This is a genomic window from Mesorhizobium shangrilense (assembly GCF_028826155.1).
Lineage (GTDB): Bacteria > Pseudomonadota > Alphaproteobacteria > Rhizobiales > Rhizobiaceae > Arvimicrobium > Arvimicrobium flavum.
This window is the reverse complement of sequence record NZ_JAQGPN010000002.1, coordinates 161,694-181,724: the sequence shown is the minus strand read 5'-3', so window position 1 is coordinate 181,724 and position 20,031 is coordinate 161,694. Positions and strand designations below refer to the sequence as shown.

Below are 20,031 nucleotides of genomic sequence, written 5' to 3'. Positions count from 1 at the left end.
ATCGCGATTTTCATGAACGCATTCAAGCTATTAGACCTACGAGGAGTGGGGAATGGCCCGTAAAAATTTGCTGGAGGGTTTGTTAGACCCCGCAGCGGAGCAGTCGGCAGCGCCTGCGATGCCCTATCCCGTCCGTGGCGCGTCCAAATCCATGATCCGCTCGATCGACGAGCTGGCTAAGCAGGCTGACAAATATCTGGAAGGCGAGCAGGTCATAGAGATCGACCCGAGTTCCATCGATATTTCGTTCATTGCAGATCGGATGGGCGACGATCAGGAGCAATACCAAGAGCTTCGGGAAGCGATCAGGGAAAGGGGACAAGACACGCCGGTGCTAGTGCGCCCGCACCCGGGTATCGACGGTCGCTACATGGTCGTTTTCGGTCATCGACGGGTTCGTGTTGCAAAGGAACTCGGCCGAAAGGTGAGGGCCGTCGTTAAGAGCCTCGACGACAGGGCCCATGTCATAGCTCAGGGGCAGGAAAATTCGGCGCGCGCGAACCTCACATTTGTCGAGCGGGCTGTTTTTGCCAAGCGTCTCGAAGAGCTCGAATACGGACGCGATGTGATCTGCTCCGCGCTGGCTGCGAATGAAGCCGCCGTCTCCAAAATGGTCTCGGTCGTCACCAGGATCCCGTCCGCATTGATCCAACGGATCGGTGCTGCGCCCTCCGTCGGTCGCGAGCGCTGGGTCGAGCTTTCCCTGCTGGTGGCCAAGCCGTCAAACGCTCAAAAGGTCGATACCATCATTGCCCGGCCAGATTTCGATGGCTTGGCAAGCAGCGAGCGTTTCGAGCGGCTTCTTGCCGGCCTGAACACAAAGGGGAAACCAGCTCGAAAAGGCGTTGCCAAGCCTGATCCGAAAGTCTGGGTTCCAGCTGATAAGTCAGCTAGCGTTTTGCTTCAAGGAACAGCCAGGAAGGCGGCCATCACCGTCAAAGGCGATTTGGGTTTCGAATTTGCAGCGTTCATCACGGGCCAACTGGACGACCTCTACGGTGCGTTCAAGCGGTCAAAATCAGGTGAAACAGGAGACTAAAACCGCAAAAGAAAAAGGCCCCCAAACGACTGCGTCGTGGAAGCCTCTCTCGTAGTGTCTAGCAGCCCGAGAATCGCATTTCCACGAATCACTGTCAAGCAGTTGGACGTCGTTTTGACGGGCAGGTTTCTTTTGCCTTAGACAAGGTGAAAGACCATGCAAACGCATACCCCAGCTTCGCCCTTCGGGCCGAGGCCGCTGTCGCTTGCCGCCGTGAACGGCCAGCGCACCGCAAGAACCTGTCCGCCAGACGCCGTGGTCGACAAATGGCGCGTGTTTCGCGCCGTCTGCGAGGCCAGGAGCATGCTCGGCGCCACCGAACGCGCGCTGGCGGTGCTGTCGGCGCTGATCTCCTTCCATCCCGACACCGAACTCTCGGGGGAGGGGGCCCTGGTGTTCCCGTCCAACGCCCAGCTGTCGCTGCGCGCCCACGGCATGGCCCCGGCGACCCTCAGACGCCATCTCGCCGTGCTCGTCGAGTGCGGCCTGATCGTGCGGCGCGACAGTCCGAACGGCAAGCGCTTCGCCCGCAAGGGGCAGGGCGGTGCGATCGAGCAGGCGTTCGGCTTCGACCTGACCCCGCTCGTCGCCCGAGCGGCCGAGTTCGAGCGGCTGGCCGACGCGGTGCGGGCCGAGCGCCGGACGCTCCATCTGCTGCGCGAACGCCTCACCATCTGCCGCCGCGACATCTGCAAGATGATCGAGCTCGGCCAGGACGAAGGCATGCGCGGCGACTGGCAAGCCTATCGCGAGCGCTACCGCATCCTCGCTGTCCGGATTCCGCGGACGGCCACGGCGGCCCAGCTCGAGCCGCTCGCGGAGGCCTTTGCGCAGCTCGCCGATGAAATCCGCAACATCCTGGAAAGACACGTTAAATCCCAGAATACGAGCGCCAATGAGTCTCAGACTGAGCGCCACAAACAGAATTCAAACCCAAACCTTTACCTTGAATCTGAACCTCGCTCCGAAAAGGAGCAGGGAGCAGCCACGCCGCCAACCGAACAGGCGGAGCGCTTGCCGCAACAGCCGCAGGACCGCCAAACGTCAGCCTACCCGCTAAGCCTTGTGCTGCGCGCCTGCCCGGACATCGTCGACTACGCCCGAAACGGCATTTCGGACTGGGCGGGCCTGGTGGCAACCGCGGATCTTGCCCGCGCCGCGCTCGGGATCAGCCCTGATGCGTGGCGCCAGGCCTGCGAGGTCATGGGGCCGGCCGACGCCGCCATCGTCGTCGCCGCCATCCTGCAGCGGGCCGACGCCATCTCCAGCGCCGGCGGCTATCTGCGCAGCCTGACCGAGAAGGCGAGGGCAGGGCAGTTTTCCATCGGGCCCGTCCTCATGGCGTTGCTGCGGGCCAGGGACAAAGCGCTGCCGAGGACCGGGTGAGCGCCGCTGGAGGGGGCCAGACCTGAGATCGCGGCCGCGTTGCGGATGCATCCGGCTTCCGCAGAAGCGCGGCATCAGGCCGACGTGGAACGTGTCAGCATGGCCGCCCGGCTGGCCGACAGGGCGACGGCCGCCGGCGGCTGGCGAACAAAAGTGGGAGCGGCTTACCAGCCGCCTACTATCGGCTAAGCCAAACGGAGGCCGTCGTCGAGGCTGGTTCCACCATCAAATTTGCGTTCGCAGCAGGTTCGCTCCCCAATCGCGAATCTTGTCCAGCAGGGGCCGGTTTTGCCAGGCTTGCAGCGTGACCTGACGAGACTGGGAAAGGTCGCGACTGAAGTCCTCAATGTGGCGCTGAGCAAACCCTTGATCGAAGACATTCATGTTTGCTTCGTCGTTGAGGCGAAACGATCTTTCGTCGAAATTGGCAGAGCCAATGGTTGTCCATTGCTGGTCAACTATCACCACCTTCGTGTGATAATTGGTTGGCAGATACTCATGGATCCTGATCCCTGCCTCCAACAACCGGCCCCACTGGTGGCGCGAGGCTCGCCGGACGATCGGTACATCAATCTCCTCGCCGGGGATCAGAACGTCAATTTCCACACCACGCCGTCTTGCATCAAGCAGCTGGGCGATCATCACCTCGTCCGGCGCAAAATACCCCATTCCGATGCGGATGTGGCGCTCGGCTGCGGCCAGTGCCATCAGCATCGCTTGGTGCATTGATTGGGACCCTCCAGCTGGTGAAGACGTGACATGCTGCGCGAGCAGCGCGCCTGCTGCCCGTTGTTTGGGATAGAAGCGGTCTCCCTTCAGCACTTCATTTGTCGCTTCCAGCCAGTTTTCCGCGAAAGCCGCCTGCATCTTCGAAACTACGGGTCCTTGGACACGGTAATGGTTGTCCCGCCACTCGTCCGGGTTCCGCGCATCTCCTTTCCACTCGTCGCCTACCCCCACTCCGCCAGTGAAGCCCAAGACCCCGTCGACAATCAGGAGCTTGCGGTGGGTACGGTTGTTCACCCTGTCGATGGAATACCATTTGAGAGGTCGAAAGCGATGGACCTTCACCCCTGCGGCTTCCATCTTGTCGATCAACCGTTGGTCAAATGGAATGGAGCCAGCCCAGTCGAGCAGGACGCGGACCGCCACGCCTTCGGTCGCCTTCCGCGCCAATGCGCTGGCGAACTGCTCCGCAACCTCGCCCGACCAATAGATGTAGGTCAGGAAGTTCACGGTGTCTTCGGCGCCCTTGATAGCCCCGAGCATGGCGGGAAAAATTTCGTCCCCATTGATGAGCGTATCGATCTGGTGTCCCGACGTGACACCATCTTCAAAAATGCCGCTCATCGTCCGCAGGAATTGCGGATCGGAAACCGCGAATTCAAAAGGAATCGGTTGTCGAACGTCCCGACGCTCGGGGACGAGGTTCAGCACGACGACGAAGAGCACGGCGCATAAGACAAACGCGAATGCGCTTTTCATTATCAAGTGCAGGCGCATTTGCCTCCCCCCAAGTCGCGAGGTCATTCGTCCGACCACTTAGAAAGTAAAACGACCCCCTTCAAGAATTATGACGTGGCTACGCTGAGGGTCGACGGGGAGCATCATCCTGGCTCAACTCGCCCGCAGGCCGGCAGACTGCAGGCGACGGCAACAGGCAGTTGAACCTAGTATTGTTCGCGCGGAAAACCGCAATTCACCTCGACCGGAGAGTGAGCACTTCCTATCTGAGGGGTATGGATCCACGACAAAAGAAAGACAAGCTGATCGCCCAGTGGAACCTGCCTTCCGCGGCGACCTTGGGATCCGGCGTGCGCGCAAGGGGAATCCTTCTTGAGGTGCGATCCCGACTGTCTCTGGCAACCCGGAAGCGCCTTGATATCGAGGCTGGGCTGCTCGTCCTGCGCGGGCCGGAGGATGACGACCATGACTTTCGCGACGTAATTGAGATCGTAGAGAATACGCTCACGGGCATCGAAGACCTGCCGGTCATTCCCCGGGAGGTAGAGGACATATTGGCAATCACCTCGACCGAACGTCACCGATGGCTGAAGGACGGCCGCCTGCAGAGCGCGGGAACCCGGACGGTGAAGCTGCGCGGACGGGCACGCAAGATCACGTTTCACGTCTTCGACCCACGCCACATCGAAGACGTGCTCGATCAGGACCTTGTTTCGGCTTGGCAGGAACAGGATGCCGTCGCCGCGGCCGAGAGCCGCCGCCGTGCTGCAGGGAAGGCGGCGCGGACCCGGGCCGGAAAACCCACGCAGACAGCAGCATCCGGCGCAGAGACCAGAGACTCGATCTCAACGCGGCTCAAAGGTTGGGAGGACTTCGATCTCGAGGGCCTGCTTCGGTAGAGCTACCTCATGACCACTCTACCGCAATCCTAAGCGGCCGCCCCTTCACCCGTCGGCTTCGCAAGGCGTCTGCGTTCACGGCCATGTGCGCCGTCGCCCTCGTAGCCCGCTTGGCTGTAGGCACCATCGACCCAGCGGTGCCACCATTTTCAGTGTTTCTGTTCGTGACGATGGTCACGGTCATCGTTGCTGGAGGCACGGCTAGTCTGGTGTGAAAAGGGATCGCCAGCATCGCCGCACAGGGGCCGACGAACGAACCCGCTGCGCGGGAGGGCGCCTGCGGGTTGAGGTAGAGATCAGGGCCGGGCGTCGCGCTTGCGTTGAGCGTCGCCCGGCGTGGGCAGAGCATGAAGGACTTCTTCAACAAGGAGCCTGACCATGCCTCATTCAGTTCTCGAAGTGCCGATCAGCCCACTTCGTCAGCGGCTGATGGACGACATGAACATGCGGCGTTTCTCAGGGGAGACGCAGCGCAACTATCTCCGCGACATCGGACGCCTGGCGACATTCCTTGGGCGTTCACCAGACACAGCGACCACCGACGACCTGCGCCGGTTCCAGATCGAGCAGCAAGAGGACGGCGTTCCCGTGCCGACGATGAACGGGATCGTGTCGGCGTTGCGCTTCTTCTTCACCCACACGCTCGATCGTCCCGATCTGGCGCGCAGGCTCGTTCGTCTGGCGCACCCGCGCAAGCTGCCCGTGGTGCTCAGCCGCGACGAGGTCGCCCGGCTGCTCAACGCCACCACCTGCCTCAAGCACCAGGCCGCGCTCTCGGTCGCCTATGGCGCGGGCTTGCGCGTCGCCGAGGTTTCGACCCTGAAGGTCGCCGACGTCGACAGCGAGCGCATGCTGTTGCGTGTCGAGCGCGGCAAGGGCGGGCGCTATCGCAACGCCATGCTCTCCGCGGATCTGCTCGCTCTCCTGCGTGAGTGGTGGAAGGTCGGTCGGCAGCAGGGCGTGATGCATCGCGACGGCTGGCTGTTCCCGGGGCAGCATGCGATGAAGCCGATCAGCACGCGGCAGCTCTATCGTATCGTCGTCGAGGCGGCGCAGGCCGCCGACATTACCAAGCGGATCGGGCCGCACACGCTGCGGCACAGCTTCGCCACCCACCTGCTGGAGGACGGCACCGACATCCGGATCATCCAGGTCCTGCTCGGGCACGCCAAGCTGAACAGCACCGCCTTCTACACCAAGGTTGCAACCCGCACGGTGCGCACGGTCACGAGCCCGCTCGACAAGCTCGGCCTGTTCAAGCCGGAAGAGATCTCACCCGACGGCTGAGCGTGCGCGCCTCGATCGAGGTCGCCGACATCTTCCGTGCTGCCTGCCCCGCCTATAGGGCCGCCCATGCCGGCCATCTGAGCCTCGCCCAGCTCAAGGTCATGTCGGCGATCGAGCATTGCCGCACCGCGGCGCTCGGCGGTCACGTCGAGGCCTGCGAGGACTGCGGCCAATGGCGGGTCGCCTACAACTCCTGCCGCAACCGGCACTGCCCAAAGTGCCAGGGCGCGGCGGCGCGGACATGGCTTGCCGAACGCAAGGCCGACCTCTTGCCGGTCGGCTACTTCCACGTCGTGTTCACGCTGCCCGCCGAGGTCGCCGACGTCGCGTTCCAGAACAAGGCGCTCGTCTACGACCTGCTGTTCAAGGCGGCATCGGAGACGGTGCTGACCATCGCCGCCGATCCGCAGCATCTCGGCGCGCGCATCGGCATCACCGCCGTGCTCCACACATGGGGATCGGCGATGACGCACCATCCGCACGTGCACATGATCGTGCCGGGCGGCGGCATCGCGCCGGACGGAAAGCGCTGGGTCTCGTCGCGTCCGGCCTTCCTTCTTCCGGTACGCGTGCTCGGCAAGCTGTTCCGACGGTTCTTCCTCACCCGGCTGGTCGCACTGCACGACGCCGGCCGGCTCGGCTTCTTCGGGACCATGGCGCACCTCGCCGAGCGGCAGGCTTTCCTGCGCCATCTTGCTCCCGTCCGGACAAAGCGCTGGGTCGTCTATGCCAAGGCGCCGTTCGCCGGCCCGGCGGCGGTGCTCGCCTACCTGTCGCGCTATACGCACCGGGTCGCGATCTCGAACAGCCGTCTGATCGCCTTCGACGCGAGCGGCGTCACCTTCCGCTACAAGGACTACCGTCGCGACGGCGCCGATCGCCAGCAGGTCATGAGGCTTGGCCCCGACGAGTTCATCCGCCGCTTCCTGCTCCATGTCCTGCCGCCCGGCTTCCACCGCATCCGCCACTACGGCCTGCTCGCCGGCTCCGCCCGCAAGGCCAGCATTGCGATGGCGCGCGAACTGTTGAACGTCACCGCACCGCCCCATGACGATCCCCCAGACCAACCGGACGCCTTTCGCCCGCCGTGCCCCTGCTGCGGCGGACGCATGATCATCATCGAGGTATTCGAACGGTGGCGACAGCCGCGAGGGCCGCCAGATGCACATGCAACGAGTCGGGAGAACTGGCCATGACCCGGCATGGCATACCCCAGCCTCAAGCCGCAGGCGCCCAGTCTCCGGCAACGGATCCACACGCGCTCGCGATGATCGCCGACGCCACAAGGGGCGCATCCGGCCGCGCGACGAGCCGACAATGCCGCGGGGCTGAAAGGCGAAGCGGTCCGTCCGCATCCAACCCGATGCCTCCGGGCGACGCTCCAGCCATCGCCGACATCAGCCGCGGATCAAAATCCCCATAGCCGTCGCCTGTGGCCCGCGGGTTCCTTCCTCGGGGACTTTCGTACGCCTGCCGGCGCCCGAAACTCTTCACGTCTGCGGACCATCTGCTTCCGGGTACGGCCTTGGGATAGCTGCCATCCCGCTTCCGACCCCCTTGTCGCCGCCCAGCATCCTTTCCGCCGAAACCCTGCCGCTTGTTCGGCTGCTGCCGGAAGATAGAGGGTGTCAATCGTCGTTTGGCGAACCGTCTGAATGGCGACCGGGTCCGGGCTTAGTTCGCCCCAAACCGCAATACCAGCCTGTACGATCGTCAGGATAATCAGGCCCGCGGTGAGCCATCCGATGCGGCTCTGCTGGCGCATGTTGTCGTGGCGCTACTTCTCGGCCTTCATGTTCTCCAGTGTCGTGACCGCCTGGTGTCTCATGGATTACGTGCCGCCGTTCTTGGCGAGGTCGCCTTAATGGATGAGAGAGTCGAGTATCATCAAATAATGCCGGATCGGGTCTGTCGACGACGTCAAGTTCAAGCAGAATTTCGCGCGCAGCATGTCGCTCACCGAAGCTATGGATCCGAAGAACATCATTTGCTACGAGATGAACGGAACTCCCCTGCCGCCCGACAATGGCTTCCCGCTCCGGCTGATAGCGCCGGGCTGGTATGGAATCGCGAATGCGAAATGGCTCAAGCGCATTGAGGTGCGCGACCAGCGCTTCGAAAACCAATTCATGGGACGCGACTACGTTATGCTTCGAACGTGCTCCGTGGTGTGATCCGTTTGTAACGGGCGGTGCTATAGTAGCAGCCGGACCCCAGAGTATCTCACGGCGATCGATCGACATGAGGGAGCTGTCCACCGTTGCGCCTCACGCAGAGCCGGGAGTGAGAGAGGCCGTGGAGCGAGCATGATTGTCTCCATGTCTGTCGCGGTGGCATTAATCGGGCCGTTCAGGCGCGGGCGTGCGCCCGCCGGCAGTTGTGAGCAACGCGAGCGGCGACCTCGGTTGCGAAAATGTGGTCTTCCGCCTTGCAAAACACGCGATCATCGTCAAACGCCGAAATTGCGTCTCGTCTATTGACCGAAGGCCGCCATTGGGTCGGCTGCCTCGGGCTCCGTTCATTCTCTCCTGGGCCGGAGGGCAGCTGCGTCTACGTCTCGGTTTCGGACCTCGCTGCGGACACATGCTGCGCGGCGAGGAACATGAGCGTGGATGCCGCGGTCCGCCGGTTCCAGCCGGCGGACACGGCCATGTCGAGCAGACCCTCGATTGCGGGTCTCAAGGCGACGCGGCACTCGGTTTCATGGGCCAGAAAATCGCTCGGCGGGCGCGTCGGAGACGTTACCGACCCGATGCCAGATATCATGTTCATTCAAACCTCGCTTGTCTTGATGAAGCGCCCGCGCCCCGCCACGGGACGCGGAACACCTTATTTTTCCTCAGAAGTCCATGCCGGCGCCGGCGGGCATGGCTGGGGCGGCTTCCTTCTTCGGCTTCTCGGCTACCATCGCCTCGGTGGTGACGAGCAGTCCCGCGACGGAGGCGGCGTCCTGCAGCGCGGTGCGGACGACCTTGGCCGGGTCGATGACACCTTGGTTATAAAGGTCGCCGAACTCGTTGGTCTGGGCGTTCCAGCCCCAGGCGAAAGTGGTTTTCTCGCGCAGCTTACCGACGATGATAGAACCTTCCGCGCCGGCATTCTCGGCGATCTGGCGAGCCGGCGTCTCGATGGCCCGCCGCACAATCTCGATGCCGGTCCTCTGGTCGGGGTTGTCGACCTGCACGTTGTCCAGTGCTTTCGCAGCGCGCAGCAGCGCCACGCCCCCACCCGGCAAGATGCCTTCCTCAACGGCTGCGCGCGTTGCATGCAGCGCATCGTCGACCCGGTCCTTGCGCTCCTTCACCTCAACCTCGGTCGAGCCGCCGACGCGGATTACCGCGACACCGCCGGCGAGCTTGGCCAACCGCTCCTGCAGCTTCTCGCGGTCATAGTCGGAAGTGGTTTCCTCGATCTGCGCTTTGATCTGCTTCACACGGCCCTCGATCTCGGCCTTCGAGCCGGCACCGTCCACAATGGTGGTGTTTTCTTTCTCGATGACGACCTTCTTGGCGCGGCCGAGCATCTGGAGCGTGACGTTCTCCAGCTTGATGCCGAGGTCTTCCGAGATGGCGGTGCCGCCGGTGAGGATGGCGATGTCTTCCAGCATCGCCTTGCGACGGTCGCCGAAGCCCGGCGCCTTCACCGCTGCGACCTTCAACCCGCCGCGCAGTTTGTTGACAACCAGCGTGGCGAGCGCCTCGCCCTCGACGTCCTCTGCTATGATGAGCAGCGGCTTGGACGACTGCACCACTGCTTCGAGTACCGGCAGCATTGCCTGCAGATTGCCGAGCTTCTTCTCGTGGATCAGAACATAGGGCTCGTCGAGTTCAACCCGCATCTTGTCCTGGTTGGTGATGAAGTACGGCGAGAGATAACCGCGGTCGAACTGCATGCCTTCGACCACTTCAAGTTCGGTGTCGGCGGTCTTGGCTTCCTCGACCGTGATCACGCCCTCGTTGCCGACCTTCTGCATTGCCTCGGCAAGGAACCGGCCGATCTCGGCGTCACCATTGGCCGAGATGGTGCCGACTTGGGCGATCTCGTTGTTCTGCGTCACCTTGCGGGCGTTGGCCTTAAGTTCTGCAACGACGGCATCCACCGCCTTGTCGATGCCGCGCTTCAGGTCCATTGGGTTCATGCCCGAGGCGACAGCCTTGGCGCCCTCGCGCACGATCGCCTGGGCGAGAACTGTCGCGGTCGTGGTGCCGTCGCCGGCAAGATCATTGGTTTTCGAAGCGACTTCGCGCACCATCTGAGCGCCCATGTTCTCGAACTTGTCTTCGAGCTCGATTTCCTTGGCGACGGTGACACCGTCCTTTGTGATGCGTGGGGCGCCGAACGACTTGTCGATGACGACGTTGCGTCCCTTCGGACCGAGCGTCACCTTCACGGCGTTGGCGAGGATGTCGACGCCGCGCAGCATCTTTTCGCGGGCCTCGGTATGGAACTTGACTTCCTTGGCAGCCATTGGACCACTCCTTCAAATTTAGGCAGCTTTCGTTGACTGGATTGCTTCTTCTGAACCCGATCACGCGGCCTTCTTGAACGCGACGCTCTGGTCGATCACGCCCATCACGTCGCTTTCCTTCATAATGAGCAGGTCCTCGCCGTCGAGCTTGATCTCGGTGCCGGACCATTTGCCGAATAGGATGCGATCGCCGACCTTCACGTCGAGCTCGACCAGCTTCCCGCTGTCGTCCCGAGCGCCGGGGCCGACTGCGATGACCTCGCCTTCCTGTGGCTTTTCCTTCGCAGTATCGGGGATGATGATGCCGCCAGCCGTCTTCTCGTCGGCTTCGATGCGGCGGACCAGGATACGGTCGTGCAATGGACGGAACGCCATTTTCGTTCTCCTTCAAGGACAAACAGATTTTGAAGTTCCTCCACACCGGACCGGCAATATCGGGCCGGTGTGGGGCGTGGCGACCCTTCATCAGGCAACGCGCGCATCTCGAGCTAGTTTTCGGATTTTGGCATTTCAAGAGGCGCCGCGAATTTTTTTGGCACTCGCCTTTATCGAGCGCTAGCATCATGAAAACATGCAGCTATTTGCCGTTCTGGCTGTCCGGCGGGGCTTGAAATTGTCACGACGTCGAGCAAAATCGGAGAAGCGCCGGGCACCATGCACGGCTTCTCGAATCGAGATCGAAGCGGAGCTTTGGAACGGCAAACCGGAAAGGAGGATATCGATGGGCCGAACCGACTTTTCGACGATCATCCCGTCACTGGCGCCTGAAGCCAATGACCTCACGCTCGACCGGCTGCTGTCGCCGGCGCGCCACTACAACCATCCAGACGACGTTCTCAACGACGATGCGCTGGACGTTGGCGAAAAGCGAGCGGTCCTCTCATCGTGGGCTTCCGACGTCTGCGCAGCGGAATCCATGCCCGGCTCTGCGCCAGCCGCCGGGCGCCCGGCAGCCGGTCTCATTTGACGCCATCATGGAAGCGCTGCGGCGGCTCGACGCGCCAAGTTCGACGTTTCAAGACCGAAACGAGGCCAAGCGCCGACCCGAACGGCAACGTTTGGATGCATGAAGCGAGGACAGGTCGGAGAATGGCTGCAGTGGTGGGCCGCGAGTTCCGCATGCAGATGGAAGGGTACGGCCTGACAACTGCCGAGATTCACTACCGCATGCCCGACCATCCCAGCCTGCTGCAGCTTTATGTCTGGCAGGAGTATGATCTGGCTCCCGACTTTCCCGAACTGCGCAGCTTCCTCGACTACTGGAAGGAAACGCTGGAGGGCGCGCTGCACTCGGTGCGCGTTGCCCACCATCGCTTGATCCGGCCGTCCGTGTGGAAGGCAGTGGACGGCATTATCGCAATTCACTGAATGCCGACAGCCGCCAAGCGTGTCTCGCCTTGTGCCGGCCGGTGCCAAGCCGGCGCGCTCGATCGGCGCCGGCCCAGCGACAGCCCTGCGATCGGCCGCCCTGACGAAGCTCCGCCGGGCCGCCTTCGCGCTGCACCATCCGTCGAGCACGTCGCGACAGGCTGAGTGCGCGCTGCGCCAGTTCCTGCCGCGCGCCCATTGCGGCCATTCGTTCTGAAGGCATTCGATCACGGCCTGATTGTGTCGCGCGAGACGTTGCGCAAATGGATGGCGGAAGCCGGAATCTGGCTGTCGCGCAAGCATCGCCGGGGTGATGTCAGGTTAACCGAAGTTGAGGTTGTTAGCTGGTCGGCGGACATGATTCAGTCTACCACCAGCTACAAGCGCCATCGTTTCCCGCCCGCTGTGATCGCTCATGCGGTCTGGCTGTATTTTCGGTTCCCGCTGAGCCTGCGTCTGGTTGAAGAGATGCTGCTGGAACGCGGCATCGTCGTTACCTATGAGACGATCCGCTGTTGGGCGAAGAAGTTCGGCCCAGACTATGCTGGCCGCTTGCGGCGGAAGCAACCAAGTCCAATCGACATCTGGCACTTGGACGAAGTGGTCGTGACGATCGGCGGCAAGAAGCATTGGCAGTGGCGCGCCGTCGACCAGGATGGCTACGTGCTCGACGAGATCGTCCAGGCGCGCCGCGATACCAAAGCTGCCAGGCGCCTGCTGATCCGGCTGTTGAGGAAGCAGGGGTGCGGGCCGAAACGTATCGTCACCGACAAGCTCCGTTCCTACGCCGCAGCCCGGCGTCAGGTCATGCCCACGGTCGCGAGCATCAATCGCACAAGGGGCTGAACAATCGCGTCGAAAACTCCCATTTGCCTTTGCGAAAACGGGAGCGAATGATGCAACGGTTTCGCTCGCCAGGCGCGCTGCAGCGCTTCACAAGCATCTTTTCGGCGGTCCGAAACCTCTTTGTGCCGCCTCGTTCCAAACACTCGGCCAGCGCCCTTCGTCTGCAAGGTCTCCGGGCGATCGCACACTGGAAGGCGGTCGCCGGGGCGGCCGTCTGAGCCAAATATCATACCGAATGGCGTCTCGATGAAGTTAACCTGACATCACCGGCGGAGGAGAGCCGTCCACCGCATCAGAAGCGGACGGACTGCTCTTGGCACGGGGGAACGGTTTGCCGTCATTAGCCGGCCCAGATGGGCAATGATCGCGGTTGCCTATGGGGGTTCCGGCCCGCCTATTTGCTATTGCGGAGCTAAGCGTATACCTCTCCCATATCGGCAATTCTGACACCGGCGTTGCCGGCGAGGGCTAGCTCCCCTGGCCCCAATTGAAAGGAGGACGTCATGTCTTCCTCGTTTATCATCGCAACACCCCGCTGACGCTGATGGACAGCGAACGGAATCGTTCAGCCTTTCCGGTGCGATCGTACTATTCCTGGCAGGCGACAGGCTGGATTCATGACAGTGATGAACAATCCTAAATTCGAAGATCCTATAATCGTCGAGAGTGGTCAGCCCAGTTCCAAGGTTCAGCTCGCGGACATCAATGCCTGCAGCGAATTTCTCCTTCGCGAATGGCCAGGCAAGCGCGGCGACAAACATCGCGCGGCTCTCCAATCTTGCGCTGACGTGACGGCTGGCAAGAAGCCGGCGTCGCACGCGCGCAAGGCATTTGCCGCGGCTGCTCGCGAGGCGGGGCTTGTGATCAATCGTTAATTCTCGGAGTCGAGTAGTGTCTCAGCTTGAATTTTGGCCCCATTGACGGGCCTGTCGCAATCCGCCGTCGCCTCCTATATGCTTAGCGGAAAGCATGGAGCCAAAGCATGGCTGATATCGAAGACATAGAGGAAATGATCGCGAGCACGCGTAAATTTATCATTGCGGACAAAGGCGTGGCGGCTGGTATCCGTACATTCGATGGTATCTCCGAATTGCTCGCTGAGGTTATCCGAGAATTGCGGCGGCTGAACGAGAACGTTGAGCAGTTGAGGTCTGATAATGCTCACCGGACCTAAAGGCCAGAAGCGCCCCGCCGACGTGATCGGCAATCCCGTGAAGGTCATGCGCATTGTCATCGGTGAGGAAGAAGATACCGTCATCGACGATGGCAAAGACCCTGCCGCCAAGGTATTTGGCGCGAAGGGCGGCAAGAAGCGCGCCGAGAACATGACACCAGAACGGGGCGCCGAGATCGCCAAGAAGGCCGCTGCGAAGCGGTGGAATAAGCCGAGCGCATAGCTGCACGCATAATGGGGGCATGTGCCAGTTCGGTCCGCACTCTATGTCGACGGGTTTAGTCTCTATCATGCTGTAACGGACCTAAATGGGCCATTCTTTTAAAGTGGTGCAACCTCTGGCGGCTCGGCGGAATTATTATTCCCTCAATATCACAGCACCGCCCGGGTATTCGCAAAAGCGATGACGCCATGATCAATTCATGAATGCGCTGCGAAATGTCGGTGTTGACCCGTATCTTAGGGCATTACCTCCACGAGGAGCGAGATTGTCGACATTGCAGTCACGTTTGGGAGCAGCCAAATGAGAAGGCGTCTGATCTCAATCTTGGTCTTTCGTTGATCACTGACGCCGGAGACGACGTTTTTGACCGGGCATATTTGCTGACAGCCGATTCAGATCAAGCAGCCACGGATCGCTTTCTTTGCGAAACCTTAAAGGGAAAGTCCCTCGTAACGGTGGCTCCTCCCGGGAGAAACTTTTCGGCGAACATAGAAAAGTTCGCGGACGGCCGTATTGCTCTCACGCGCGACCATCTTGAGAACGCTGTCTTCCCCAGGTCGTGATGGGAAAGGGCGATTAGCCGCCCGGAAGAAGACCCCGCGAATACGACCCGACCCGCCTGCAGGTTGGGTCCATCCAGACAATCGGCGCTGAATTTCAAACTGAGACACTACTCGGAGTTGGCCTTGATGGGAACACATTGATGCGCGAGATACACGCACCGATGGCTCTTCACAGCGGCTCCGAACAGATGGTTCGTGAGGTTCTTGGATTGAGTGATCGTATTTGACCTGATCGATCGCGCGCCGACCATGAATGTACCGGCGGCGCGAAATGGTCTCAGGACCGAAGATGAAGCGGGCGAGAGCCCGCTTTTTTCATGACCGGATTGCCCCTCATTCGTACGCGAGCACGCGCAGATACCTTTGCCTACCTCGGAACATCACTCCTTTACCCCGGTCGTCACTGGGCGATCACGTCGATTCGAAACGGCAACTGCGCGTCGGGCTGGCCTTCACCGCTATTTCCGAGATCGCTTCAGCCGAGGGCGAACCGCTGTGAGGGCTATTTAGCGCATCAGCCCCGCGGTCCGGAGCGCGTCTTCAATAAGCTTCTTTGTAGACTCGTGCACACCCTTTGTCGGTTGATCGAACTGCATGCCTGGTTTAGGCCACGGCTCCTCGCGGTCTGCCTGTGCGATGACGGGCGTCTGCAGATCGATGCGCTCGTCGGTTGTCGACCCCCCAGAACGCGATCCTTGCTGACCAACTATATTCCAGGATCGCGCGATCTCTCGGGTCGAAGAAACGCCGACGTCCAGCATGAAGGGTCCCGACGTCCCGAGGCCGTCACTGCCAAGCGGCGTGCCGTGGCCCATGGCGGAGATGAGGTTGATCTCGATCAGCGCATCGCCGCTTGGGTCGCACCATACTTGCCTGTTCAGTTTGCTCTGGGTACCCGAATACTCTGGAGTGCTTGCTAGCCCGTGCACGCACAGCCACTGGGACGCGATGGCCTTCGCGTTGGCGGAAGCGACCGTCTGGTCAGAAGAACCATGCCATATCGAAATGCGCGGCCAAGGGCCGGGATGATTAGTTGCACTCCGTAGAAGCTGCTGTAGTGTTCGCTCGGACGGGACGCCGTGGCCGCGCATGCGGTCGAACGCTTCAGGGACCGTGGCTGCGCAGCCATAAGGTAGCCCTGCGATTATCGCGCCGGCCGCAAACACTTCCGGATAGACCGCCAACATCGCCGCTGCCATCGCCCCGCCAGCGGAGAGCCCGGTGATGAAGATGCGCTTGCGGTCGAGCTTGTGCGCCACGACCATTGTCTCGATCATCTGGCGGATCGACAGAGCCTCGCCGGAACCGCGGTCGACATCCTTGGGCTGAAACCAGTTGAAGCAGAGGTTCGGGTTATTCGCTCTCTGCTGTTCCGGGTAGAGCAGTGCAAAACCTGCTTCGTCCGCCAACTGCGACCAGCCGGAATGATGGTCGTAGCCGGCTCCGGTTTGCGTGCAGCCATGTAGGACCACGACCAGCGGCGCCGCTTCATTCAGGTCTGGAGGCAGATAGTACATCGCTCCGAGGTTACCGGGATTTGAGCCAAAGTTGGAAAGGAGTTCTAGGCGTCCATCGTTCGTTGTGTGCGCAGAGCCTAGACGAGACGTCGCCTGAAGCGCGGCAAGGCGCGCGATCGTATCGGAGATTTTTCGCAATTGAACCGTCCTCGTTCTGACGTCCGGAATTGGAGGGCAAGCAGGAACGTAGCTCCGGCAGTTTCGTTGCTGCACTGCACAATAAAGGTTGTGCGCCGATGCGTCAGCCAATTTATGGTGACGGCGGCCTGATGGATTGCCGCTTGCCGCTTACCGATCGCCGTCGAGAACTCAAACATCGTTCGCTCAATATTGGAGGAAACGGACAATGTGCTTCCATGAGCCGCGGCGATCTGGGACGCGATTAGGGGCCGAGTGACTGCCTGCATGGTCGTCTATGGTTCGCGGTTTTCCGGTGTGCGCCTATGCGCAACATGAGGTGCGCAAAGTCTTGACGTGCCGGACGGTCAACCCACAGCCATCGCCGCGGCAAGCAATCCCTATATTCGATCGAGTCCCGTCATGGTGGTCGAGGCGCCAGAAACGGCAGCTCAGGCGGGGCGTTCGTTAGGCAGAATGCTGATCACGTCCAAGGTCACCCCCGCTGCAGCTTTTTCAGGCCTCACTTGGGGCCAGCGACGAATACACACTGACGGGTGCAACGGGTATGCGATCGAGCTGGCGTGACAATCGTGAATCGCCAGCCTCACACGGACCGTGTCGTGCAATCGAAACGATGGCCGTCGGTGCCCTAAGGGATTTGGTAGACCGTCGAACTGCCATGGGCGCGAGGCAGAGTCTGTAGGTCCTAGCAAACGCGGATCTCGCTCCCATGACAGCCCATCACATCCGGGCAGCGGACTACCTGATGACCGATAAGAACATCGACATACCTTCAATCCCCGACCACAGCCAGGCAATCGTTGATCTCTTCCTTCAGGCCGCGAAGATCCGGCGAAGGCTAAGCAGCACGAACTTCGGCTGCCCTAATGGAGAGCGCTAACCGTTGTTTGATGCCGCGGGTCCGCAAGAGGGCAGCGAAATTCAACCCCTTATGCTTACGGCAGGGCATCCCAACACTTGACACTCCCGTAAAACTCGCCCGCCGAGAGCGATCTCGCCGGCGGATCGCTTTCCGACAGGCATCCGTACATCCTGCCGGCTGGAGCAATCACGAGGAGGGAGGGCTCCCCTTTCGACTGCCGGCCGCCTGCCATTCAAGGAACAGGCTGTACCCCACCGCCAAGAGCACCGGGCCGAGGAACACACCGATGAAGCCGAAGGCCAAAATGCCGCCCAGAAATCCGAAGAAACTGAGCAGCACGGGCAAGCTGTTCGCTTGGGTGAGAAGATAGGGTCTTAATACGTTATCGATGCTGCTGACCAGCAGCAAACCCCAACCAGCCACGAAGATGCCCCAGCCGACCTCGCCCTGAAACAACAACCAGAGCGTAACAGACCCCCAGACCACGGGCGGGGCGGCGGGCACGAAGGAAAGAAGGAATGTGAGGAACCCGAGCAGCAGGGCCTGAGGCACACCTGCGATCCAGAACCCAATGCCGGCCAGTAGTCCTTGCGCAATAGCCGTCCCGATCACCCCGTAAACCACCCCGGTGACGGTTGAGCCCGCAACTGTGAGCAGATGCCGTGCGCGAGTGCCACCAATCCGCTCGGAACTCCCGCGCAAAGAGGCTGCCATCTGGCGGCCGTACCGATAGAAGAAGAACGCGATAAACACGCTCAAGGCCAGTTCGAGGAGCCCCACACCCAGAACTGCGCCGCTGGCCACCGCGATGTCTGTCGCAGGACGTATGAGCTTCGTCAGTTCGACGAGGAAAGCCGGTGCATTGTAAGCCAAGCCCTGCCAGTAGAGGGCCAGGCGCTCACCGATGAGGGGGATTTCGGCCACCCAACCGGGCGGCGCAGGCGGGCCGTGCTCAAGCAGGCTGTTCACGGCTTTGGCGACGGTCGCCGCACTATCGGCCAGTGTTGCCACCAAGATTGCAAACGGCGCCACAACAACAGCGGCTACGAGCAGGGTCATGAGAAGCGCGGCAAGCGTCCTCCTTCCGCCCAGAAGTCGCTCCAACCAAGTGTAGATTGGCCAGGTGGAAAAGCAGAGTACCGCTGCCCAGATCAGGGCGGAGAGAAATGGCCAGAGCACGACAATGCAGCCGATGCCGAGAAGCACAAGTGCGCCAATTCCGAAGAACCGCTCGACCGATGGGTTGGATGCCATCATGTCCACCTCGCAGCCTCACTCGCCAGTCCATCGAACGGTCACGCAAGTCTGGAAACTCGCCCAGAATGCTGTCCTGGCCCCACCCAAATCAGGCGGGCACCAAGGGGACTCACCAGGTGTCAGTGACATGCCTCGAAAGCGCATTGATACCTGGTGCCAGTAGAGCTGCGACTATTCCTTCCGCGCGACATGGACCGTCACCTCCATGGTCATGAAATCTTCCGGTAGGCCTGCATAACCCCCGGTGATTGGCATGATCTGTCGATTGCTGCGAGCCACCGCTACCGGAATGAGGTTGGCGTTCCCAATTCGACGGTGTGTGGGGTCGAAGGCGATCCATCCCGAACCAGGGAGATAGATCTCGGTCCACGCATGGGTTGCCCCTCGATCACCCGGAGACGCATCCGCATCAAAGAGATAGCCCGAGACTGCGCGGGCGCCGAGGCCGAGACGGCGGGCAGCCTCGATGAAGAGCGCAGCGATGTCGCGACACGAGCCACTGGCTAGCAAAAGGGTCTCAAGTGGCGTCTGCGTACCCTCCTCATCCCGCGCCCGGTAAGCCACTGCATCGAGTATCCCTGCGTTAATATCCTTCAGCAGAGACAGCGTATCTGTCGACGTGCCGTGGATGAACCCTCGCAACCACGCTGCCAGCCTGCCTTCGGGATCTTCATGTTCAACGGTGACGAGGGTGCCGAGCGCGGCAAGATCGTCCGGTGAATAGTCGAACGGAAACGAATGTGCTTCCGGCGCGATCCGGAAGATCGGCCATTCCACCGCAGACTGCTCAACAGTCAGATCGTTGATGATGACAAGTTCGGCCGCAGCCTGCGAGAAGGTCGCCGTTGCGATCAGATTGCCGAAAACATCTTGGGTCCAGTCTAACTCCGCCTCTGGCGAGCAGCTCAGCGAACTTGCCAGGATCACAATTTCGTGGCTGCCACGGGGCCGGAGCATCATGCGGTGGGGCTGCAGCAGCACGGGACATGCGTACCAGTACGTCGTTTCATGATGAACGGTCAGCTTCATCGATGCGCACTCATCACCTTGAGCTTCGCTTATCGGGCTCGTTCACATAGGCAGCGTCGTGGCGGTGTCAGCGAACGCGTCTGAGGATCAAGCCTCCGCACAAGGAACAGCTGACGAAGAACGCGGGGTGCTCCAGAAGACTGAAGCTGTCAAAGCGGCCGAGTATCCATTTCCACCAGAACAGCGATGACATCGGAGAGGCGCGACCAACCCTGAGGCGTCGGCGCATGCTTTCTGCGGCGATCCGGGAGCCTCTGCGGCGCTGTTTGTGAGACACGTTTACCCGAACGGCCCATTTCCTAGTTAATCGTCCCGTTGTCGTTGGCCGGATGGATGAGGTTGAGGACGTGCATGATCTCCTCGGCGTCGCTCATCTGCATCTCCGTGGTCAGTCGGCTGCCGATTTCCGCAGGTTGATCGGTGAACGTGTCGAATACCGTCCATGTCCCGTTGCTTTCGATCCGCACGGCGTAGCGGATCTCAGGTGGTCTAAAACCCTGCATGACGG

General features: G+C 61.3%; 19 protein-coding genes and 2 pseudogenes. 12 read left to right on the top strand and 9 right to left on the bottom strand.

The features are described 5' to 3' along the window. Window positions 1-52 precede the first annotated feature (52 nt). The gene (gene repB / locus PD284_RS24345) at window positions 53-1,039 is read left to right on the top strand and encodes a plasmid partitioning protein RepB (protein WP_274630924.1); all 987 of its coding nucleotides are present in this window, start codon (window positions 53-55) and stop codon (window positions 1,037-1,039) included. Window positions 1,040-1,195: 156 nt separating this feature from the next. Further along, window positions 1,196-2,425, top strand: coding sequence for a plasmid replication protein RepC (repC, locus tag PD284_RS24340; RefSeq protein ID WP_274630923.1), 1,230 nt, complete (start codon window positions 1,196-1,198; stop codon window positions 2,423-2,425). Window positions 2,426-2,650: 225 nt separating this feature from the next. On the opposite strand, the gene PD284_RS24335 is transcribed toward repC, so the two are convergent. Further along, complete coding sequence (locus PD284_RS24335) at window positions 2,651-3,928, bottom strand: phospholipase D-like domain-containing protein (RefSeq protein WP_274630922.1); 1,278 nt, start codon at window positions 3,926-3,928, stop codon at window positions 2,651-2,653. Window positions 3,929-4,164: 236 nt separating this feature from the next. Here PD284_RS24335 and PD284_RS24330 point away from each other — a divergent pair, with 236 nt between their 5' ends. The 4 genes from PD284_RS24330 (at window position 4,165) to PD284_RS24315 (ending at window position 8,249) form a co-directional block, all read left to right on the top strand. Next, the gene (locus PD284_RS24330) at window positions 4,165-4,788 is read left to right on the top strand and encodes a hypothetical protein (protein ID WP_274630973.1); all 624 of its coding nucleotides are present in this window, start codon (window positions 4,165-4,167) and stop codon (window positions 4,786-4,788) included. Window positions 4,789-5,166: 378 nt separating this feature from the next. Then, the gene (locus tag PD284_RS24325) at window positions 5,167-6,075 is read left to right on the top strand and encodes a tyrosine-type recombinase/integrase (protein WP_274630921.1); all 909 of its coding nucleotides are present in this window, start codon (window positions 5,167-5,169) and stop codon (window positions 6,073-6,075) included. Between the two features lie 2 nt (window positions 6,076-6,077). Continuing rightward, the gene (locus PD284_RS24320; protein WP_274630920.1) at window positions 6,078-7,271 is read left to right on the top strand and encodes an IS91 family transposase; all 1,194 of its coding nucleotides are present in this window, start codon (window positions 6,078-6,080) and stop codon (window positions 7,269-7,271) included. A 705-nt stretch (window positions 7,272-7,976) separates the two neighbouring features. Further along, window positions 7,977-8,249 carry a molybdopterin-dependent oxidoreductase gene (locus PD284_RS24315; protein ID WP_274630972.1) on the top strand — a complete coding sequence of 91 codons (273 nt, stop codon included), beginning with the start codon at window positions 7,977-7,979 and terminating at the stop codon, window positions 8,247-8,249. Between the two features lie 376 nt (window positions 8,250-8,625). Here PD284_RS24315 and PD284_RS24310 read toward each other — a convergent pair whose 3' ends face one another. The 3 genes from PD284_RS24310 to groES all read right to left on the bottom strand — a co-directional run bounded on the left by PD284_RS24310 (window position 8,626) and on the right by groES (window position 10,918). Then, entirely contained in the window at window positions 8,626-8,847 is a 222-nt protein-coding gene (locus PD284_RS24310) for a hypothetical protein (RefSeq protein ID WP_274630919.1), read from the bottom strand. 67 nt (window positions 8,848-8,914) lie between these two features. Next, complete coding sequence (gene groL, locus PD284_RS24305) at window positions 8,915-10,543, bottom strand: chaperonin GroEL (RefSeq protein WP_274630918.1); 1,629 nt, start codon at window positions 10,541-10,543, stop codon at window positions 8,915-8,917. 60 nt (window positions 10,544-10,603) lie between these two features. Next, a complete protein-coding gene (groES, locus tag PD284_RS24300) occupies window positions 10,604-10,918 on the bottom strand; it encodes a co-chaperone GroES (RefSeq protein ID WP_274630917.1) in 315 nt (104 codons plus the stop codon). A 346-nt stretch (window positions 10,919-11,264) separates the two neighbouring features. On the opposite strand from groES, the gene PD284_RS24295 reads away from it, so the two are divergent. Together PD284_RS24295 and PD284_RS24290 are read left to right on the top strand one after the other, a co-directional pair. Next, window positions 11,265-11,510 (top strand): hypothetical protein, encoded by a 246-nt coding sequence (locus PD284_RS24295; protein ID WP_338036693.1) that lies wholly within the window; start codon window positions 11,265-11,267, stop codon window positions 11,508-11,510. Between the two features lie 122 nt (window positions 11,511-11,632). Next, window positions 11,633-11,911, top strand: a complete 279-nt coding sequence (locus PD284_RS24290) for an usg protein (RefSeq protein WP_274630916.1) — start codon at window positions 11,633-11,635, stop codon at window positions 11,909-11,911. A gap of 141 nt (window positions 11,912-12,052) precedes the next feature. On the opposite strand, the pseudogene PD284_RS24285 reads toward PD284_RS24290, so the two are convergent. Further along, window positions 12,053-12,214, bottom strand: a pseudogene (locus PD284_RS24285) (hypothetical protein); the annotation flags it as partial. 54 nt (window positions 12,215-12,268) lie between these two features. Between PD284_RS24285 and PD284_RS24280 the strand changes: the two are divergent. The 4 genes and pseudogenes from PD284_RS24280 (at window position 12,269) to PD284_RS24265 (ending at window position 14,154) form a co-directional block, all read left to right on the top strand. Further along, window positions 12,269-12,975, top strand: a pseudogene (locus PD284_RS24280) (IS6 family transposase). A 399-nt stretch (window positions 12,976-13,374) separates the two neighbouring features. Then, window positions 13,375-13,632, top strand: coding sequence for a DUF982 domain-containing protein (locus tag PD284_RS24275; RefSeq protein ID WP_274630915.1), 258 nt, complete (start codon window positions 13,375-13,377; stop codon window positions 13,630-13,632). A 107-nt stretch (window positions 13,633-13,739) separates the two neighbouring features. Beyond that, window positions 13,740-13,931 carry a hypothetical protein gene (locus tag PD284_RS24270; RefSeq protein WP_274630914.1) on the top strand — a complete coding sequence of 64 codons (192 nt, stop codon included), beginning with the start codon at window positions 13,740-13,742 and terminating at the stop codon, window positions 13,929-13,931. A gap of 22 nt (window positions 13,932-13,953) precedes the next feature. Further along, on the top strand, window positions 13,954-14,154 hold the full coding sequence (locus PD284_RS24265; protein ID WP_274630913.1) for an RNA-binding protein: 201 nt from the start codon (window positions 13,954-13,956) through the stop codon (window positions 14,152-14,154). Between the two features lie 1,069 nt (window positions 14,155-15,223). On the opposite strand, the gene PD284_RS24260 is transcribed toward PD284_RS24265, so the two are convergent. The 4 genes from PD284_RS24260 to PD284_RS24245 form a co-directional block, all read right to left on the bottom strand. Next, window positions 15,224-16,372, bottom strand: a complete 1,149-nt coding sequence (locus tag PD284_RS24260; RefSeq protein WP_274630912.1) for an extracellular catalytic domain type 1 short-chain-length polyhydroxyalkanoate depolymerase — start codon at window positions 16,370-16,372, stop codon at window positions 15,224-15,226. Window positions 16,373-17,423: 1,051 nt separating this feature from the next. Continuing rightward, a complete protein-coding gene (locus PD284_RS24255; RefSeq protein ID WP_274630911.1) occupies window positions 17,424-18,494 on the bottom strand; it encodes an AI-2E family transporter in 1,071 nt (356 codons plus the stop codon). Window positions 18,495-18,665: 171 nt separating this feature from the next. Continuing rightward, a complete protein-coding gene (locus PD284_RS24250) occupies window positions 18,666-19,523 on the bottom strand; it encodes a transglutaminase family protein (protein ID WP_274630910.1) in 858 nt (285 codons plus the stop codon). A 299-nt stretch (window positions 19,524-19,822) separates the two neighbouring features. Then, window positions 19,823-20,026 (bottom strand): hypothetical protein, encoded by a 204-nt coding sequence (locus tag PD284_RS24245; protein WP_274630909.1) that lies wholly within the window; start codon window positions 20,024-20,026, stop codon window positions 19,823-19,825. Window positions 20,027-20,031 lie beyond the last annotated feature (5 nt).

Coding starts and splice junctions, on each gene's coding strand:
- repB (WP_274630924.1), top strand. CDS start 53: ATGGCCCGTAAAAATTTGCTGGAGGGTTTGTTAGACCCCGCAGCGGAG.
- PD284_RS24330 (WP_274630973.1), top strand. CDS start 4,165: ATGGATCCACGACAAAAGAAAGACAAGCTGATCGCCCAGTGGAACCTG.
- PD284_RS24270 (WP_274630914.1), top strand. CDS start 13,740: ATGGCTGATATCGAAGACATAGAGGAAATGATCGCGAGCACGCGTAAA.
- PD284_RS24275 (WP_274630915.1), top strand. CDS start 13,375: ATGACAGTGATGAACAATCCTAAATTCGAAGATCCTATAATCGTCGAG.
- repC (WP_274630923.1), top strand. CDS start 1,196: ATGCAAACGCATACCCCAGCTTCGCCCTTCGGGCCGAGGCCGCTGTCG.
- PD284_RS24245 (WP_274630909.1), bottom strand. CDS start 20,026: ATGCAGGGTTTTAGACCACCTGAGATCCGCTACGCCGTGCGGATCGAA.
- PD284_RS24325 (WP_274630921.1), top strand. CDS start 5,167: ATGCCTCATTCAGTTCTCGAAGTGCCGATCAGCCCACTTCGTCAGCGG.
- PD284_RS24250 (WP_274630910.1), bottom strand. CDS start 19,523: ATGAAGCTGACCGTTCATCATGAAACGACGTACTGGTACGCATGTCCC.
- PD284_RS24290 (WP_274630916.1), top strand. CDS start 11,633: ATGGCTGCAGTGGTGGGCCGCGAGTTCCGCATGCAGATGGAAGGGTAC.
- PD284_RS24295 (WP_338036693.1), top strand. CDS start 11,265: ATGGGCCGAACCGACTTTTCGACGATCATCCCGTCACTGGCGCCTGAA.
- groES (WP_274630917.1), bottom strand. CDS start 10,918: ATGGCGTTCCGTCCATTGCACGACCGTATCCTGGTCCGCCGCATCGAA.
- PD284_RS24310 (WP_274630919.1), bottom strand. CDS start 8,847: ATGAACATGATATCTGGCATCGGGTCGGTAACGTCTCCGACGCGCCCG.
- groL (WP_274630918.1), bottom strand. CDS start 10,543: ATGGCTGCCAAGGAAGTCAAGTTCCATACCGAGGCCCGCGAAAAGATG.
- PD284_RS24335 (WP_274630922.1), bottom strand. CDS start 3,928: ATGCGCCTGCACTTGATAATGAAAAGCGCATTCGCGTTTGTCTTATGC.
- PD284_RS24255 (WP_274630911.1), bottom strand. CDS start 18,494: ATGATGGCATCCAACCCATCGGTCGAGCGGTTCTTCGGAATTGGCGCA.